16 protein-coding genes and 1 riboswitch are annotated in these 15,496 nt (G+C 69.1%); of the genes, 6 read left to right on the top strand and 10 right to left on the bottom strand.

The features are described from left to right. Window positions 1-8 precede the first annotated feature (8 nt). The 8 genes from CXQ92_RS02715 to CXQ92_RS02680 all read right to left on the bottom strand — a co-directional run bounded on the left by CXQ92_RS02715 (window position 9) and on the right by CXQ92_RS02680 (window position 8,285). The gene (locus CXQ92_RS02715) at window positions 9-1,478 is read right to left on the bottom strand and encodes an LLM class flavin-dependent oxidoreductase (RefSeq protein ID WP_104165069.1); all 1,470 of its coding nucleotides are present in this window, start codon (window positions 1,476-1,478) and stop codon (window positions 9-11) included. Beyond that, complete coding sequence (locus tag CXQ92_RS02710) at window positions 1,475-3,217, bottom strand: ABC transporter ATP-binding protein (protein WP_104165067.1); 1,743 nt, start codon at window positions 3,215-3,217, stop codon at window positions 1,475-1,477. Before CXQ92_RS02710 ends, CXQ92_RS02715 begins: the two co-directional genes overlap by 4 nt. Further along, a complete protein-coding gene (locus CXQ92_RS02705) occupies window positions 3,214-4,128 on the bottom strand; it encodes an ABC transporter permease (RefSeq protein ID WP_104165065.1) in 915 nt (304 codons plus the stop codon). Before CXQ92_RS02705 ends, CXQ92_RS02710 begins: the two co-directional genes overlap by 4 nt. Beyond that, window positions 4,125-5,057, bottom strand: a complete 933-nt coding sequence (locus tag CXQ92_RS02700; RefSeq protein ID WP_104165063.1) for an ABC transporter permease — start codon at window positions 5,055-5,057, stop codon at window positions 4,125-4,127. The genes CXQ92_RS02705 and CXQ92_RS02700 overlap by 4 nt, the downstream gene beginning before the upstream one ends. Beyond that, a complete protein-coding gene (locus CXQ92_RS02695; RefSeq protein ID WP_104165061.1) occupies window positions 5,058-6,719 on the bottom strand; it encodes an ABC transporter substrate-binding protein in 1,662 nt (553 codons plus the stop codon). 136 nt (window positions 6,720-6,855) lie between these two features. Beyond that, a riboswitch (SAM riboswitch) is annotated at window positions 6,856-6,983 on the bottom strand. A 191-nt stretch (window positions 6,984-7,174) separates the two neighbouring features. Continuing rightward, window positions 7,175-7,366 carry a hypothetical protein gene (locus CXQ92_RS02690; protein WP_104165059.1) on the bottom strand — a complete coding sequence of 64 codons (192 nt, stop codon included), beginning with the start codon at window positions 7,364-7,366 and terminating at the stop codon, window positions 7,175-7,177. Then, entirely contained in the window at window positions 7,363-7,809 is a 447-nt protein-coding gene (locus tag CXQ92_RS02685; protein ID WP_146067366.1) for a hypothetical protein, read from the bottom strand. Before CXQ92_RS02685 ends, CXQ92_RS02690 begins: the two co-directional genes overlap by 4 nt. Window positions 7,810-8,015: 206 nt before the next feature. Next, the gene (locus tag CXQ92_RS02680; RefSeq protein WP_104165056.1) at window positions 8,016-8,285 is read right to left on the bottom strand and encodes a BON domain-containing protein; all 270 of its coding nucleotides are present in this window, start codon (window positions 8,283-8,285) and stop codon (window positions 8,016-8,018) included. A gap of 222 nt (window positions 8,286-8,507) precedes the next feature. On the opposite strand from CXQ92_RS02680, the gene CXQ92_RS02675 reads away from it, so the two are divergent. The 3 genes from CXQ92_RS02675 to CXQ92_RS02660 all read left to right on the top strand — a co-directional run bounded on the left by CXQ92_RS02675 (window position 8,508) and on the right by CXQ92_RS02660 (window position 11,090). Then, the gene (locus CXQ92_RS02675) at window positions 8,508-8,747 is read left to right on the top strand and encodes a hypothetical protein (RefSeq protein ID WP_104165054.1); all 240 of its coding nucleotides are present in this window, start codon (window positions 8,508-8,510) and stop codon (window positions 8,745-8,747) included. Further along, on the top strand, window positions 8,744-9,172 hold the full coding sequence (locus CXQ92_RS02670) for a hypothetical protein (protein ID WP_181033530.1): 429 nt from the start codon (window positions 8,744-8,746) through the stop codon (window positions 9,170-9,172). Before CXQ92_RS02675 ends, CXQ92_RS02670 begins: the two co-directional genes overlap by 4 nt. A gap of 994 nt (window positions 9,173-10,166) precedes the next feature. After that, a complete protein-coding gene (locus CXQ92_RS02660) occupies window positions 10,167-11,090 on the top strand; it encodes a universal stress protein (RefSeq protein WP_104165048.1) in 924 nt (307 codons plus the stop codon). Here CXQ92_RS02660 and CXQ92_RS02655 read toward each other — a convergent pair. Next, window positions 11,020-11,415: a pyridoxamine 5'-phosphate oxidase family protein gene (locus CXQ92_RS02655; protein WP_181033529.1), complete on the bottom strand. Its 396-nt coding sequence runs from the start codon at window positions 11,413-11,415 to the stop codon at window positions 11,020-11,022. The genes CXQ92_RS02660 and CXQ92_RS02655 overlap by 71 nt on opposite strands. A gap of 260 nt (window positions 11,416-11,675) precedes the next feature. On the opposite strand from CXQ92_RS02655, the gene CXQ92_RS02650 reads away from it, so the two are divergent. Further along, window positions 11,676-13,295 carry a GAF domain-containing sensor histidine kinase gene (locus tag CXQ92_RS02650; RefSeq protein WP_104165044.1) on the top strand — a complete coding sequence of 540 codons (1,620 nt, stop codon included), beginning with the start codon at window positions 11,676-11,678 and terminating at the stop codon, window positions 13,293-13,295. Here CXQ92_RS02650 and CXQ92_RS02645 read toward each other — a convergent pair. Beyond that, window positions 13,243-13,932 carry a response regulator transcription factor gene (locus CXQ92_RS02645; protein WP_104165042.1) on the bottom strand — a complete coding sequence of 230 codons (690 nt, stop codon included), beginning with the start codon at window positions 13,930-13,932 and terminating at the stop codon, window positions 13,243-13,245. The genes CXQ92_RS02650 and CXQ92_RS02645 overlap by 53 nt on opposite strands. A 205-nt stretch (window positions 13,933-14,137) precedes the next feature. Between CXQ92_RS02645 and CXQ92_RS02640 the strand changes: the two genes are divergently transcribed. Both CXQ92_RS02640 and CXQ92_RS02635 read left to right on the top strand, forming a co-directional pair. Continuing rightward, window positions 14,138-14,632 carry a universal stress protein gene (locus CXQ92_RS02640; protein ID WP_258069676.1) on the top strand — a complete coding sequence of 165 codons (495 nt, stop codon included), beginning with the start codon at window positions 14,138-14,140 and terminating at the stop codon, window positions 14,630-14,632. Beyond that, window positions 14,629-15,495: a universal stress protein gene (locus CXQ92_RS02635; RefSeq protein ID WP_104165040.1), complete on the top strand. Its 867-nt coding sequence runs from the start codon at window positions 14,629-14,631 to the stop codon at window positions 15,493-15,495. The genes CXQ92_RS02640 and CXQ92_RS02635 overlap by 4 nt, the downstream gene beginning before the upstream one ends. Window position 15,496: the final 1 nt, after the last annotated feature.

Here is a 15,496-nt window from a genome sequence, read left to right as displayed (position 1 = left end):
ATGGACTCCTAGGCGTAGGACGGCGCGGGCGGGATGGTCCCGGCAGGTCCAGGCGGGATGCCGCCGACCAGGGGCACGTCGAGAGGCGCAGCGCCGTGGCCGAGGTTGGCCCCGTTGCGGTACCGCGCGCCGGGATGCTCGTCGAAGAGCCGTGCGGACCCGCGCCCGAACAGTCGCTCGCGGAAGGTCGATTCCTCGTACGACCTGCGGTACAGGCCGCGCTTCTGCAGTTCGGGGACCACGAGTTCGACGAAGTCCTCCGCGGTGCCCGGGGTGAGGAACTGGCGGAGGTTGAAGCCGTCGAGGTCCGTGCCCTCGACCCACCGCTCGATCTCGTCGGCGACCTCCGTGGGTGTGCCGATGGCCACGAAGGGCCCGCGGTCGAAGCGCGTGATGCGCTCGAGGGCCTCGCCGACCGTGGTCCCCGCCGGGTGCCGCCGGTTGCTGGGCTGCCGGTCACGGCCGGGCCGGTCCTCCCGCGCGAGGATGTCGTCGATCACCTCGTCGGGGCGGTAGGCCGCGAGGTCGATGCCGCCGCCTCCCGCGTGGGCGAGATAGCCTTCCGCGCTGGAGAGTCGACGGTACTCGTCCGCCTTGCGCCGGGCGTCCTTCGACGTCCTGCCGACGATCACGACGGCGCTCGCGAACGTCTTGATGTGATGGGCGCCCCGGCCGTTGGCGACGGCGAGACGACGCAGGTCGGCCACGTTGTCCCGGTAGGCCGCGGCGTCACGGCCGCCCACGAACACGCCCTCGGCGTGACGCGCCGCGAAGGCCTTGCCCGCGACGGAGCTCCCGGCCTGGAAGAGCACCGGCGTGCGCTGGAGGGAGGGTGCGCTCAGGTGCGGTCCGGCCACGGAGAAGTGCTGTCCGCGGTGGTTGATGTAGCGGACCTTCGACGGGTCGGTGTAGATGCGCCGCTCGCGGTCCTCGATCACGGCGTCGTCGTCCCAGGAGCCCTCCCACAGCTTGTACAGGACCTCGAGGTACTCGTCCGCGATGGCGTACCGCTGGTCGTGCTCCACCTCGTCCGCCAGGCCGAAGTTCCTGGCCGCGTTGGGGAGGTAGGACGTGACGATGTTCCAGGCGAACCGTCCCTTGGTGAGGTGGTCGAGGGTGGACGCGCGCCGGGCGAAGGCGAACGGCGGTTCGTACGTCGTGGAGAACGTGGCCGCGAAGCCGAGGTGCGTCGTCGCCGCGGCCATCGCCGGGATGACCAGCAGGGGGTCGTTGCTGGGGATCTGCACGGCTTCGCGCAGGGCCGTCTCCGGGCCCCCGCGGTAGCCGTCGTACGCGCCGACGACGTCGGCGAGGAAGACGCTGTCGAACAGCCCGGCCTCGAGCATCTTCGCGGTCTCCACCCAGAAGTCGAGGTCGTTGAAGCGGTGGCGGTTGTTCTCCGGGTGCACCCAGAGACCGTGGGAGATGTGTCCCACGCAGTTCATCTCGAAGAGGTTGAAGGCGATCTGGCGTGTCATGGGCGGAACAGGTCCTTCCGGACGGCGGGGAGTTCGGGGATGGCGTTGATGAGGTGGCGCGTGTACTCGTGCCCTGGCTGGTCGAAGACCTCGGCCACGGGCCCGTGCTCGAGGACCACGCCGTCCTTCAGGACCAGCACCTCGCGGCTGATGTGCTGGATGACGCCGAGGTCGTGGGAGATGAACAGGTAGCTGAGCCCGAAGCGGTCCTGCAGGTCCGTCAGGAGGTCGAGGATGCGGGCCTGCACGGTGATGTCGAGTGCAGAGACGGGTTCGTCGCAGATGATGACCTCCGGTTCGGCGGCCAGGGCGCGGGCGATGGCCACCCGCTGCCGCTGGCCGCCGGACAGGTCGAGCGGTCGGGCACGGGCCCGGTCGGCGGGCAGTCCGACGAGGTCGAGCAGTTCGAGGACGCGTCCGGCCCGTGCGGTCCGCGGGGTCCCGGCCGCGGCGGCGGCCTGTCCGATCACCTGCCGCACGGTCTTGCGGGGATCGAAGGACTGCAGCGGGTCCTGGTAGATCATCTGCACGGAGCGGCGGGCCACGAGGTCTCTCGACGCCCGGTGCTCGCCCCAGGTGCGTCCGCGGACGTGGACCGTCCCGGCGTCGGGTGCTTCGACGCCGAGGGCGATGCGCGCCACGGTGCTCTTGCCGCTCCCGGATTCGCCCACGATCCCGAGGGTGGTGCCCCGGTGCAGCGTGAAGGACACGCCGTCGACCGCCGTGCGGCGGCCGCGGCCGGGCCCGCCGAAGGCCTTGGTGATCCCCTCGACCGTCAGGGAGGGCCGGCCCGGCGTGGGGGCCTCCCGGGGGGCCGCGATGCCCTGCCCGCCGTCGGGCTGCGAGCGGGCGTGTCCGTGTCCCTGGTCGGATCCGACGACGGTCAGGCGCCGTCCGCGCGAGGAGCGCGACGGGATGGCCGCCAGCAATCCCTGCGTGTAGGGGTGCCGGGGGTCCTCGAGGACGGCCTGGACGCTGCCCTCCTCCACGATCACGCCGTCGCGCATCACGGCCACGCGGTCGGCGAGGTCCGCGACGACGGCCAGGTCGTGGCTGACCACGAGCATCGCGGTGCTGCCTCCCTTGAGGTCGCCGAGCAGGCGGAGGACCTGCGCCGCGATGGTGGCGTCCAGCGCCGTCGTGGGTTCGTCCGCGATGAGGAAGCCCGGGTCCGCGGCGATCGCGGAGGCGATCAGGGCGCGCTGGCGGAGTCCGCCGGAGAGCTCGTGCGGGTACTGCCCGGCGCGGACCTCCGGGTCGGGGACGCCCACGGAGGCGAGGAGTCCGACGACGCGCTGCCGGCGGGCACCGCGGTCGAGGTCTCCGTGCAGGCGCAGGACCTCTCCCACCTCGTCGCCGACCGTGCGCAGGGCGTCGAGGGAGGACAGCGCGTCCTGCAGGATGAACCCCGCCTCCTTCCCCCTGACGCGGGTCCACTGGCGTTCACCCCAGGCGGAGGCGTCGCGGCCGCGGAAGCGTTGCGCGCGGGAGCGGACGTCGGCACCGGGGCCGGTGAGTCCCACGAGGGTGCGCGCGGTCACGGACTTCCCGGAACCGGACTCGCCGACCAGCGCGAGGCATTCGCCCGGTCGGATGGAGAGGCTGAGGTCGTGGATGATCTCCCGGCGGTGGATGCCGCGACCGAAGGCCACGGAGAGCCCTTCGAGTTCGACGACGGGAGTGTCCGCCGCGGTGGTCGGGGTGGAACCGGCGGGGGTGGTCAGGGCGGTGGGGCTCATGTGAGCCTCCCTTCGGCACGGCGTCGGAGCTCGCGCCCGATCACGGTGATGGACAGGACTGTCGCGACGAGGAACGCTGCGGGGAAGGTGATCATCCAGGGTGCGTTCGAGATGAAGTTGCGGCCGGCCGAGAGCATGGCTCCCCATTCGGGGGCGGGGGGAGGCGTGCCGAGTCCGAGGAAGCTCAGGGACGCCCCGGCCCCGATCGCCGAGCCGATGCCGATCGTGGCGAGGACGAGGACGGGCTTGAGGACGTTCGGCACGGTGTGGGTGACGAGGATCCGCCACGCCGGCAGGCCGAGGGTGCGGGCGGCCTCGACGAAGCCCGACCGCCGGACGAGGTGTGTCTGCGCCCTCGTGATCCGTGCGTAGTAGGCGATGCTGCCGGCACCGATGGCGAGGATCGCGTTCTCCGTCCCTCCGCCGATGATGCCGATCACCACGAGGGCGAGGAGGATCTCCGGGATGGCGAGGGTGACGTCGAGGAAGCGCATCACCGAGGCTTCGACGAGCCGCCCGTTGAGCCCGGCGAGGAGGCCGATGGCGGTCCCGCCGACCACGCCGATCGCGGTCGCGCCGACGCCGATGTACAGCGAGGTGGCGGCTCCGTGGACGATCCGCGTGTAGTTGTCGGCGCCGGAGTCGTCGGTGCCGAACCACGCGGTAGCGCCGGGCGCCTCGAAACTCCTGGCCGGGTCCACGGCGTACGGGTCGGCCGGAGCGAGCAGGCCGGGGGCCAGGACCGCCGCCGCCAGCCACAGGAGGAACGCGGAGGCTGCCAGGATGCCGGGACGCACCCGCCACCGGCGGCGCCGCGTCCGCGGGGTCCCGACAGGGGCCGCCGGGATCCCTGCCGGCGGGGCGGCTGCGGAGGGGACGGCGGGTGCGATGGTGCGCGAGGCGATGCTCATGCGGTCACCACTTTCGGGTCGATGAGCGTGTACAGGAGGTCGATGACGAGGTTCACGACGACGTAGACGGCGGCCGCGAGGAGCACGATCCCGATGATGACCGGCAGGTCCTTGTTGTAGACCGACGCCAGGGTGAGTGATCCGATGCCCTGCCGGCTGAAGAGGGTCTCGACGACCACCGACCCGCCGAGCAGGGCCGCGACGACGAACCCGGACATGGTCATCACGGGGATGGCTGCGTGCCGGAGGGCGTGGCGGATCCTCACCGGGAGGTCGCGCATGCCGCGGGAGCGGGCCGTCAGGATGAACGGCTGCTCCAGGACGTCCTCGAGCTCGTTCCGCAGGACCTGCGAGAGGGTCCCGAAGATCGCCAGGGCGAGGGTGAGGGCGGGAAGGACCAGGGCGGCGGGCCCCTGGTTCCCGCCGATGGGGAACCAGCGCAGCGTGAACGAGAAGACGATCAGCAGCGCGAAGCCGATGATGAAGGTCGGCGTCGCCGCGAAGACCACTTCGATGCCGGAGACGATCGACCGGATCCAGGGGGCCCGGTGCGCGGACAGGATCGCGACCGCGAACGTCAGCGGCAGGGCCACGACGACGGCGGCAGCAGCGAGCGCCGCCGTCGCGCCGATCTGCTGCCCGATGGCTTCCGTGACGGGCAGGCGCAACCGGTAGGACTGTCCGAGGTCCCCCTGGAGGAGGTTTCCGAGGTAGCTGCCGTACTGGACGATGAAGGGCTGGTCGAGCAGGTAGTCGGCACGGACCTGCGCGAGCGTCTCGGCGGTGGGCCGTGCATCGGGTCCTCCGAGGATCAGCAGCGCCGTGTCGCCCGGGATCAGGTAGACCGCGAGGAACGTCAGCGTCGCGGCTCCCCAGAGGACACCGATCCCGACGGCGAGCCGCGTGAGGACGCGCCGGAGCACGGCCATCTACTCGGCCTTCCAGGCGTACGTGAGGACGGGCACCGGGTGGGAGGTGTCCACGGCGACGTCGTGCAGGGTGTTCGCGTAGGCGAACTGGCTCGGATTCTCGTAGAGCGGCACGCCGGGCACGATCTCGAGCAGCCGGTGCTGCGCCTTCGAGTACGCCTCCTCGGCGGCGGGTCCGTCATCGGCCTCGCGGGCCGCGGAGAGCAGCGCGTCGAGCTGCGGGTCGTTCACGTACGAGGAGTTCTGACCGATCCGCTCACCTGTGATCTCGGAGGAGTGGTAGCGGATGAACAGGACGTCGGTGGTGTTGGTGTGCCACACCCCGGCCAGGGCGTCGTAGTCGCCGGCGTAGCGGAGTTCGGTGAGCTGCGCCTGGGGGAGCTGGATGATCCGGAGGTCGAAGCCGACCTTCCGCGCCTCACCCTGGAGCTGCACGAGCAGCGGGCTCGGCGTGGAACTCTCCACCGTGGGCACCTCGACCGTGAGCCGCTTCCCGTCCCGCGTGCGGAAGCCCTCGTCGTCCCGCCCGGTCCAGCCGGCGTCGTCGAGCAGCTGGTTCGCCCGCTCGGGGTCGTGGGTCAGCACGCCCTCCACGGACGGGTCGTAGTACTTGCTCTCCTTCGAGAGGAAGCCGTCGATCGGGGTGTAGGTGCCGAAGCCGAGGCTCTCGGTCACGGCTCCCGTGTCCACGGCGGCGGCGAACGCCTGCCGGACCGCGAGGTCGTCGAACGGCGCACGGCTCAGGTTGAAGTTGAGGACGTAGGGGTTGCCGGTCCGGGCGAGGTTCTCGTACGTGAAGTCCGGGTCCGCCTGGACCGCGGCGGCGTTCTGCGGCGCGAGGTTCTCGGTCAGGTCGTACTGCCCCGAGACGAGGGACTGGTGGCGGATGACGGGTTCGCTGACGAGGGTGACCTCCACACCGTCGAGGTGCGCTTCGCCGTCGCCGTCCAGCCATTCCGGCGCCCAGTCGTAGCCGTCCCGTTTGGTGTAGCTGATGCTCTGGCCCGGCTTGTAGTCGGCGACGGTGAAGGGTCCGGTGCCGATCGGCTCCTGGCACAGCGTCTCGGGGGACTCGGAGATGGCCTTGCCCGAGTTCATGCCGAGCCAGGACTGCGCGAGCGTGTAGAGGAACGGCGTGTAGGGGTACGCGAGGTGCGCTTCGAAGGTGTACTCGTCGATCACCGTGCCGTCCACGTACGGGGCGATGTACGCGGCGGCGAGGGGCGACTTCGTGGCGGGGTCCCTCATGTGCTCGAAGTTCTGCCCGAGGACCTCCGCGTTCCAGGGGGAGCCGTCGCTGAAGGTGACGCCCTGCTTCAGGCGGAACGTGTACGTCTTGCCGTCCTCCGAGACCTCCCAGGACTCCGCGAGGTACGGCGCGATCTCCCCGTTCTCGTCGAGGGTCACCACGTTGTCGTAGATCAGGCGCCCCAGGAACTGTTGCTGCGTCGCCGAGATGCCGTGCCCGTCGAGGCACCCCGGCTCGGCCGAGATGGACACGTCGAGGACGCCGCCGGCCACCGGCTCGCCGTCGGTGACGGCGGACGGGCCCGCCGGCCCGGCGCAACCGGTAAGGAGGGCGAGGAGGCCGACGGCGGACAGGGCGGTGACATGTCCGAAGTAGTTTCGATTTCGGGCAGGACGAAGTACGGATGCATTCATGGAGAATTCCTCGGAAAGGCGTTCCGGCGCAGCGCACAGCGCATTACGCAGGGAATGGGAAGAAAAGGGGAAGACGCGCAGAAGGCGCCGGGATCCTGCTAGGGGAAGGCGGTACAGCTCATGATGAGTGCCTTTCGAAGTGCTCTTGCCCGCGCCGGACCGGCACTGAGTGCCAAGGCGAAGGCCGCTTCGTCATCCGAACCACCCACGAACATGGGGTTGGTGCGCGGCCTAGTCGGAGCTTGGCGGCCGCGTCTCTTGAAGCTGCAATTACTATAAGCATGCCCCTCGATCGATTCGGTCAACAAGAAGTTATGTGACTACGAATATGCGCGGGCCCGGCAGCGCCCGGGGATAAGGCCGGGTATCACGATCGGAAGCGTCGGCCCGCCGGCAGATGTCGCCACGTGCTGCGGGCGCCGGCCCCTGGGGCGCGCGCAGCGCGTAGAGGATGGTCAGGAGATCGATGCCCCCACTGGCCGAACGCGCCGGCCAGTGGGGGGGACGAGTCCCAGGGCGGCGCCCGTCATCAACACGAGGCTCAGGGCGATGCCGATGCCGATGCTCTGCAGCGCTATGCGCAGGGTCCGCTTGCCGATGGTCACGGCCTCTGTGACTTTCGCGAGGTCGTCGACGGTGATGATCACCTCCGCCTATTCGCCGGCCGCCGTCGATCCCGTCGCCCCCACGTAGACGGCGGTTTCCCCCGGTGCCACGGGAGGGTCAGGGACGCGCCCGACGATGCCTTCCACGAAGCGGCGTTTGCCGACGGCGATCGCGGTCCCCGCGACCTCGGCGCGAGGACCTCGTCCTCGGTGAGGGGGCCCGCCGTCGGGGCGAGGACGATCCCGCCCACCAGTGGCGTGACGGAGGTCAGGGTGCCGGTCGTGTCGAAGGCGACGCTCCGGGCCCGCGCGAGCTGCTCCAACGCCTGGGTGAGCCGAGCGGGGTGCCCGCTCGAGCAGTGCCCGTAGCTGCGTCTGGGCGCGTGCGGACGGAACTCGTCCAGTGCCTGCCCGCAGGCGATCATCAGCACGACGACGATGCTTGCGTGGTACTCGCCGGTGACGGCTGTCGCGACGATGGCCATCAACGCCAGGAGGTCGACGCCCGATGGCCCTCCGGATGTCCTTGAACATGCCGAAAGCCTGTACGGTCGCGAGCCCGGGGGAATAGGACGTCGCGATGATCTGCGCGGCGGCCGATGTGCATGCGCGTCATCCTGGGCCGCGCCACGGAGGGCATGCAGGGCCGCTGTGCCCGATCGGCTGGCGTGTCAGGCGTCGCGTGAGGTGGTCAGGTGGGTCCCGAGGAGACGGTCAGGTTGTTGTAGACGGCGCGGACGGCCGGGTCGCACCAGCAGGCGAAGCCTGCGCGTGACTTGTCTTCGCGGCGCACGGCGATTCCGGAAAGCACCACGATGCCCTCCGTCACGGTGATGTCCAGGATCGCGCAGTCGGCCGCGCGGCGAACCGCGTGGCGCAGCAGATCCTCGAGTGATGCGGGACTGCTCGCCCCGCGTCCTCCTCCATCCTCGACGAGGTGGTTGTCGACCGACGTCGTCATCCGTCCACTGTGCGCCGGGCACCGGTTCCCGTGCAGGGTCCAAGGTCCTTCCCCGGCCGTCCCGGCCCGCGGGTCCGGGCGGAGGACGACGCCGGATGGGACTTTAGGCCCTAGTAGTCGGTTGATGACTCGCGTGTGATGTTCGTGCAAAGCGAGACACCGATCCGAGAGGTTCGCACAGTGACCAACATCAGTTCAATTTGGACGAGGATCGATCCTGGAGTGCAGCAGTGGGTTCTCGCGAACCCGGGATGCCTGGTCCTGCCGCGCACTCTGGTGAATCGGGTGGAAGCAAGCATCGGCGAGAGCCTGCACGCGGACGACCACGGGGAGTACTGGTTCTCCGGCGAGGAGCTCGTGTTCCTGAAGGCGCGTCGTCGGGCACAGGAACTCGGCGGGTACAGCGCGGATGGGCAGGGCAGCATCCGATGGGATGACCACGCAGAGATGCTGGACCGGTGAGGAGGCGTCCAATCGCTGCCGGCGGTGTGACCCGGGGATCGGCGAGGACCGCCTACCGTCGGGGAGGGACCACTGCCCTCGGTGCCGAGTCCGAGGAGACGATGCGGCGGCGCGCGATGGCGATGCACCCCTCGGCCTCCAACCGGAAGCTCAAGATCCTCGTCAGCGCCGACGCCGAAGCGCACATCGTGCAGATCCTCGTGCACGGCTGCGTGTCTGCGGTCAATCTGCACGCCCTCGACCTCGTGGTGAGACGGGCAGCCACCCTGTCACCGGGAACGAACGTCGTTCTCGACCTGAGCGGAGCGCAGGCCTGGGACTCGGTGCGGACCGATCTTCGCCCCGAGTCGATCACCGCGCGTCTGACCGCGCAGGGGACCGCACCCGCGCCCTTCCCTCTGGGGGTCATACCGCCCGCACCCTAGGGTGCGGGGCAACGGACAGGTGCACCCTGGGTTCAACGGCGAGCGCGGGGTGCACCGAGGTGGGCCCCGCGCTCGCTGGTCTTTCAGGTGCACCAGAACCAGCCCGGTGGGCGCCAGCTCGACGGAACCTCGTGATCGCGACGGCATCCGCAGTGGGCGCAGCAGTATCTCGCCCGAGCGTATCGGGTGCGACCGTTGGGGAGGATTACCTGTTCGGAGTAGGCGGAATAGACGAGGGCCTCGTCCGAGCCGCAGGTCAGGCAGACCGGCACCAGTCCACGAGGACGCTCCTGCCGGACTGCCCGTTCACGGATGGCCTTCGTGTCCATGATGTGTCCTTTGTCCAGAATGCATCATTTCGCGTCCGCCGTCGTAGGGGATGGACTGCGGATGATTCCTGACTCCCGATCCGGATGGTCGACGTGGCTGCCGGGGGCTGACGGGCGGTCGACAGGCGGCGGTCACGCATCCGGGTGGGGGCCATTTCGTAGAAGAGGTCGCGCATGCCGGGCGCCCACGGCTCCTCCGAGACCTTGCTCCAGAGGGTGGTGAGGAAGGCCGGGTCGTCGACGCGGGTGGCTGGTCCGTTGGCGAGGACGGTCCGCCCACTCTGGGTACTCCGTTCGGTGAGACCGATCTGGAATCCTGCGTGCTCGAGGAAGCTGCTGGCGATGGTGTCCTGACATGGCGGTGCCGACACCGTGTCCTCCTTCGTCCCTGGGGGTCGTCCGATCGCGCGTCGCACCAGGTGCTTCCGGGGCTGAGGGGTGCTTTCTGTCGACGCTACAAACACTTCGCCCTCCGTATCAGGGTCCAAAGGCCCTGATCAGCGCTCCCGGGATCTGTGATCGTGGGACGGTGCCTCACCTCCCCGCGACGCCGGATATTCACGGCCGCCCTGCGGGTCGGTCCGCCGGCCGTGGTCGGCGCCAGGAAGGATGCGCGTGGGGGCAGTCGTCGTTCCCGATCAGAATCAGCAGGCTAAGGATGCATCATGACCACGGTCCTCCCGGAGGCGGAAGCAACCACACCCTCGATCCAGCGTTCCGAGCCGATGCTCGTCGCGGTGCGCGATTCCGCGGCGGACCGCACCGCGGTGGAATGGGCTGCCGCGCGGGCGGCGGCTCTCGAGGCTCCGCTGACGGTGCTGCACGCCATCGCGGACCCGTCCCTGATGCCGCCCGGCCGCCTGTACGGCGACGAGGTGATCGCCGGGCGCGTCATGGTCAGTCGCGAGGGATCGCGCGTCGCCCACCGGTATCCGGGACTGCGGGTCAGCACGTACCTCCACTGCGGTGACGTCGTCGAGGCGCTGCTGGGCCTGTCCGCCGCCGCGCCCATGATCGTCGTGGGTGCGGACCGGCGCGATCCGTCCAGTGGCGAGTTCAAGGGCTCCGTAGCGCTGCAGGTGGCGCTGAACTCCGCGACGCCCGTCGCCGTCGTGCCACCGGGGCACGGCTATCGGATGGACTCCAGGCAGGCCAGAGGGGGAGTGGTCGTGGGGGTGGACGGCTCGGACGTGTCGCGGGCCGCCCTCATGAGAGCGGCTGAGGAGGCCCACAGGGCAGGCGTGGTCCTGACGGTGGTGACCGCACTGGGGTCGTCACCGCAGCGTATGGCGGTCGGTGCGTCGCCTATGCTCCTGGCCGTGCGCACGCGCTATCCGGATCTCCTCGTGAGCTGGATCGTGGATGACCTGCATACGCCGGTCGAGGCTCTCGCGCTCTACGGCTCCGGCTGCGATCTGCTGGTCATCGGCCGCCATGGGAGCGGTGCGCGATCAGCGATGTCGCTCGGCTCGGTCACGCATACGCTGCTCCTCGATCCACCCTGTCCCACCCTGGTCCTCACTCGTCGTGAGCCCGAGCCGTCCGTGAATGCGCCGCCGCGTGCAGAGGAGCGAATGAGCGTCCGGTGATCGTCTCGGGCACCAGTCGCATGAAGCGGTCCTTACGGCCCATCTCCCACGGATGCAGCGGCAAGGTGACCGTGTCCATGAGTTCCCCCGTCTGGTTGATGGTCGCTGCTTGTCCGTGGACGATCACACTCCACACCAGTGCGCCCCCGTTGAGGAAACCGTCCGCCTCGAGAGCGACCGGCGCCTTCTCGGAGAATCGGGACTTCGTCCCCTCCGAGGTCCGGAAGACGATCGTGCCGTGTTCCACGACGAAATTGACCGGGAAGATGCCCGGAACCCCCTGGATGCACAGGGCGAGGCGCCCGAAGGGAGCATCCCGGAGCAATTTCCAGCATTCGTGCGCTGGAAGGATTTCCGTAGGTGTATTCTCGGCTTCCATAGATCGACACTACGAAGTGGCCCACAGGCCGGATAGGGCACTCTGACCCTTTTCCCGGCCCGCCGGTCAGGTCTCATTCAAAGTGGACGGATCGTGGGTCCCTGGGGGGCGGGGCCACACGTCGACAGTACGGAGTGCGGCACGTGGTCACCTATTCTGAAGAACTGCCCAACGGAGTGTCCCCTCGGACGACGGCGTTGGCCGGGATGGAAGACCTACTCGCTGCCTTTGCGGCCATAGCGGACGACCTCGGGCTCGACACCGTGCTGGAACGCGTCATCTCGGCGGCCTGCCGACTCGTCGATGCCCGCTACGGAGCCCTTGGAGTCATCGGCCCGGACCGTACCCTTGGTCACTTCACCACCGTCGGCCTGGAGGACGACGAGATCCGGCGGATCGGCCAGTTCCCGACAGGGCACGGGATCCTCGGTCTGCTGATCTCGGTGCCGCACTCGCTCCGCCTGTCCGATCTGCGCGAACATCCCCTCGCCTACGGCTATCCGTCGGACCACCCGCCGATGAAGTCCTTTCTCGGCGTTCCGATCCGTATCCACGACCGCGTCTTCGGCAACCTGTACCTGACCGAGAAGAACGGAGGTGCGGATTTCTCCGTCGACGACGAACAGCTCGTCGTGGCGCTCGCCTCGGCTGCCGGGGTCGCGATCGAGAACTCGCGGCTCTTCGATGAAGCGAATCGACGCACCCGCTGGCTCGAGGGCGGACTGAATGCCGTGAGGGAACTGCTCGGCCAGCATGACGAATCGCGCCATGATCTGGACATCCTCGCGACCCACGCGCTGAATGCCTCGCAGAGTATCCTCGCGGCCGTCCTCAGGGATTTCGGCAACCATCGCGGAGTGGGCTGCGAGGCAGTGGACGGTGTCGAGGTCGAGGCCCTTCTCGGCCAGTCGAGCCTGGATCCGACGCTGCTCGACAGGCTTCCGACCACGCTGTCGCCGATCGTCCTGGACGCGGACGAATTCGCCCAGGTGCTTCCCGGCGCCCCGGAAGGCATGATCGGGACGGCGCTCTGCAGCAAGCTCCCGGGCGACGGCAACCGCCGATTCCTCGTCGTCGGCCGCTCACCGGGCGGGTCGCCGTTCTCCGACGTTGACCACGAAATGATGACCACCTTCGTATCCCACGTGTCCCTGGCCCTCGAACTGCTGCGTGTTCATCGCCAGCGGGAACAGGAGGCAGTCTTCGGCGACCGCGACCGGATTGCGCGTGACCTGCACGACCTGGTGATCCAGCGGCTCTTCGCGGCCGGCCTGAGCATCCAGAGCCTGCGGAAGTACACGCCGGACATGGAGGCCCTGAACCGCATCTCGGCGGTGACGACGGAGCTGGACGAGACCATCCGGGAACTGCGTGACACCATCTACTCGCTGCGCACGGTTCCGCAGGTCACCCCGACGTTCACCTCCACCATCTTCTCCCTCGTGGCGGATGCATTCGACGGCCACGACCTCGCGCCGGTCCTCCAGCTGTCCGGCCCGCTCGACGCGGCGCTGGATGACGAGCGAGCCGATCATGTCCGAGCCGTACTGCTCGAGGGGCTGTCGAACGCGCTGCGCCACGCCGACGCGCAGACCATCACGGTCACGCTGCGAGCGATCGGCGAACACCTCGAGTTGAGGATCACCGACGACGGCCGTGGGTTCGAGAACCCCACCCGCAGCAGCGGCCTCACCAATATGAAGCGCCGCGCGGAGCTGTGCGACGGCACGATCTCCATCCTCAGTGAACCCGGTGCGGGGACCGAGGTCCACCTCAGGATCCCTCTGAATTCGACGGAGACAACGGATCCGACGGGCGGGAGATGAACACCGCTGCCTGGGTGCGGCGCTGGAACCCCAGCTTCGACAACAAGGACGACACATAGTTCTTCACGGTCTTCTCCGCCAGGAACAGTTCCGTGCCGATCTCCCGGTTGGTCAGCCCGGCCCCGATGAGCGTCAGTACCTTCTTCTCCTGACTCGTCAGGCCCGTCAGCCGCGGGTCCTCCGCAGGGGTGTCCAGGAGTCCGGAGGTGATCCGTTCCGTCACCCCGGCGGCGAACAATGACTGACCGGACGCCGCACGGCGGACCTTCTCCACGAGGTCGGACCCGAGGATCTCCTTGAGGATGTATCCGGCGGCACCCGCGAGTACGGCGCCCCGCAGCGCCTGCTCATCGTCGTAACTGGTCAGGATCACGCAGGCCAGCGAAGGGTCGACCGAGCGCACGTCACGACACACTTCGATCCCCGTGCCGTCGGGCAGCCTCGCATCGAGGATCGAGATGTCCGGTGACAGGGCAGGGATCCTCCGGGCCGCCTCCTCCGCGGATCCGGATTCTCCGACGATGGAGAAACCCTCGCTCTCCAGCAGCTCGCGCAAACCACGCCGGACCAGCTCATGGTCATCGAGGAGGAACACCGTTGCTTCCTCCGGATGCCCACCGGTCGCGGGGTAGTCCATCTCCAACCTCCGACGTCGTCGACGCGCCCGACGCTACCGGTCCGGCTGCCTCGTGTCCAAGGACCATCATCACCCGGTGCCGCGATCGCGGTCAGGGCACAATGGCCCCCAATCGGGTGGGTCTTTCGGCCCTATCTCGCCCACGAGGGGCCGGAGACGATGACGGGGCGCACGTTCACCGGCGGCGAAGGAGCAGAACCCCATCATGGACATGACACCCCCACCCCGCCGATCCCGCGTCATCGTGGTCGGCGTCGACGGGTCGGAGCAGTCGATCGCCGCACTGGAACTCGCAGGAAGCCTCGTCCCGCTCGCCGGTGACGTCATTCGGGCCGTGACGGTGTGGCGGTACCCCATAGGGTTCGGCAGCTTCGCCCCGATCACCTGGAACCCCGACGAACTGGCCGGGAAGGCACTCGACGACGCGCTGTCGGCAGCGTTCCAGGGTGAGGCACCCTGCCCGCTGGAGCGCCGGGTCCTCCAGGGGGCCCCGGCCCAGGTGCTCATCGAGGAGAGCCGGAAGGCATCGATGGTCGTCGTCGGATCGCGGGGTCACGGCGGGTTCGTGGGACTCCTCCTCGGCTCCGTGAGTTCCGCCGTCGCGGAGCGCTCCGCCTGCCCGGTCGTCATCGCGCACGGCGCGCTCCCCGCATCCGACGGCGAGCGCGCCGCGGCCCGGCCCGCCACCGCCTCGGCATGACCTCCACCACGGGCGGTACCTCGGGATTCCGTCAGGGCAAGCCGGTGATGGTCGGCTACGACGGGTCCGACGAATCGAAGAGAGCTCTCCTGTGGGCTTCACGCTATGCCGGGGTGGCCCAGTTGCCGCTCGTCGTCGTCCATGCCTTCATCTGGCCGTACTTCACCGACCGGCTCGGACCGGTGGCGGGTATCGAGGACAGCGGGCTGCGTGGGGAAGCACACCGGATCGTGGCGGAAGGACGTGAACTGGCGCGGCGCTCCGAACCGGATCTCGAGGTGCAGGACCGGATGGTGACAGGCGCCCCCCCTGCTGTCCTGACGACGCTCTCGGAGGAGGCCTCCCTCCTCGTCACGGGAACGCGTGGCCTCGGCGGCTTCTCCGGTCTGCTGGTCGGCTCGGTGAGCCTCCATCTCGTCTCCACCGCGTCGTGTCCCGTCACGGTCGTCCGTGATGCCCGTCCTACGCACGACACCGTCCTGGTCGCCGTCGACGGTTCCCCCGAGAGCGACCGCGCGGTGCTGGTTGCCGCTGAGTTGGCCCGCACCCTGCACAAGTCACTCCGGTTCCTGCACGTCGGGGGCCCTCACCGGCGTGGGGAGGCGGAGGCTTCTTCGCGTGCCCAGGAGCAGGATCCGGTCCTCGAACAGGCTTCCGCGCTGCTCGGCGAGCACGCGGGGCTGACGACGAAACGGGACCTCCTCCTCGCGGCCTCCGTTCCCGGCAGCATCGTGGAGGAGGCCCGGAAAGCCGCTTGTGTCGTGCTCGGAGCGAAGGGCCGCAATACGCTGGGCGTCCGGCTCGGGTCAACGGTCCACGCGGTACTGCACCACGCGAGCGGCAACGTCGTCGTCGTGCGGTAGG

The sequence above is a fragment of the Arthrobacter sp. SX1312 genome (assembly GCF_002929295.1).
GTDB lineage: Bacteria > Actinomycetota > Actinomycetes > Actinomycetales > Micrococcaceae > Arthrobacter_D.
The sequence above is the reverse complement of the archived record's forward strand: the minus strand, read 5'-3'. Positions and strand labels throughout refer to the sequence as shown.

Bases quoted from the DNA above. Each gene is read 5' to 3' on its own strand.
- CXQ92_RS02660 (WP_104165048.1), top strand. From the start codon at position 10,167: ATGACCACGGTCCTCCCGGAGGCGGAAGCAACCACACCCTCGATCCAG.
- CXQ92_RS02635 (WP_104165040.1), top strand. From the start codon at position 14,629: ATGACCTCCACCACGGGCGGTACCTCGGGATTCCGTCAGGGCAAGCCG.
- CXQ92_RS02695 (WP_104165061.1), bottom strand. From the start codon at position 6,719: ATGAATGCATCCGTACTTCGTCCTGCCCGAAATCGAAACTACTTCGGA.
- CXQ92_RS02710 (WP_104165067.1), bottom strand. From the start codon at position 3,217: ATGAGCCCCACCGCCCTGACCACCCCCGCCGGTTCCACCCCGACCACC.
- CXQ92_RS02700 (WP_104165063.1), bottom strand. From the start codon at position 5,057: ATGGCCGTGCTCCGGCGCGTCCTCACGCGGCTCGCCGTCGGGATCGGT.
- CXQ92_RS02715 (WP_104165069.1), bottom strand. From the start codon at position 1,478: ATGACACGCCAGATCGCCTTCAACCTCTTCGAGATGAACTGCGTGGGA.
- CXQ92_RS02645 (WP_104165042.1), bottom strand. From the start codon at position 13,932: ATGGACTACCCCGCGACCGGTGGGCATCCGGAGGAAGCAACGGTGTTC.
- CXQ92_RS02650 (WP_104165044.1), top strand. From the start codon at position 11,676: ATGGAAGACCTACTCGCTGCCTTTGCGGCCATAGCGGACGACCTCGGG.
- CXQ92_RS02680 (WP_104165056.1), bottom strand. From the start codon at position 8,285: ATGACGACGTCGGTCGACAACCACCTCGTCGAGGATGGAGGAGGACGC.
- CXQ92_RS02705 (WP_104165065.1), bottom strand. From the start codon at position 4,128: ATGAGCATCGCCTCGCGCACCATCGCACCCGCCGTCCCCTCCGCAGCC.
- CXQ92_RS02685 (WP_146067366.1), bottom strand. From the start codon at position 7,809: ATGGCCATCGTCGCGACAGCCGTCACCGGCGAGTACCACGCAAGCATC.
- CXQ92_RS02640 (WP_258069676.1), top strand. From the start codon at position 14,138: ATGGACATGACACCCCCACCCCGCCGATCCCGCGTCATCGTGGTCGGC.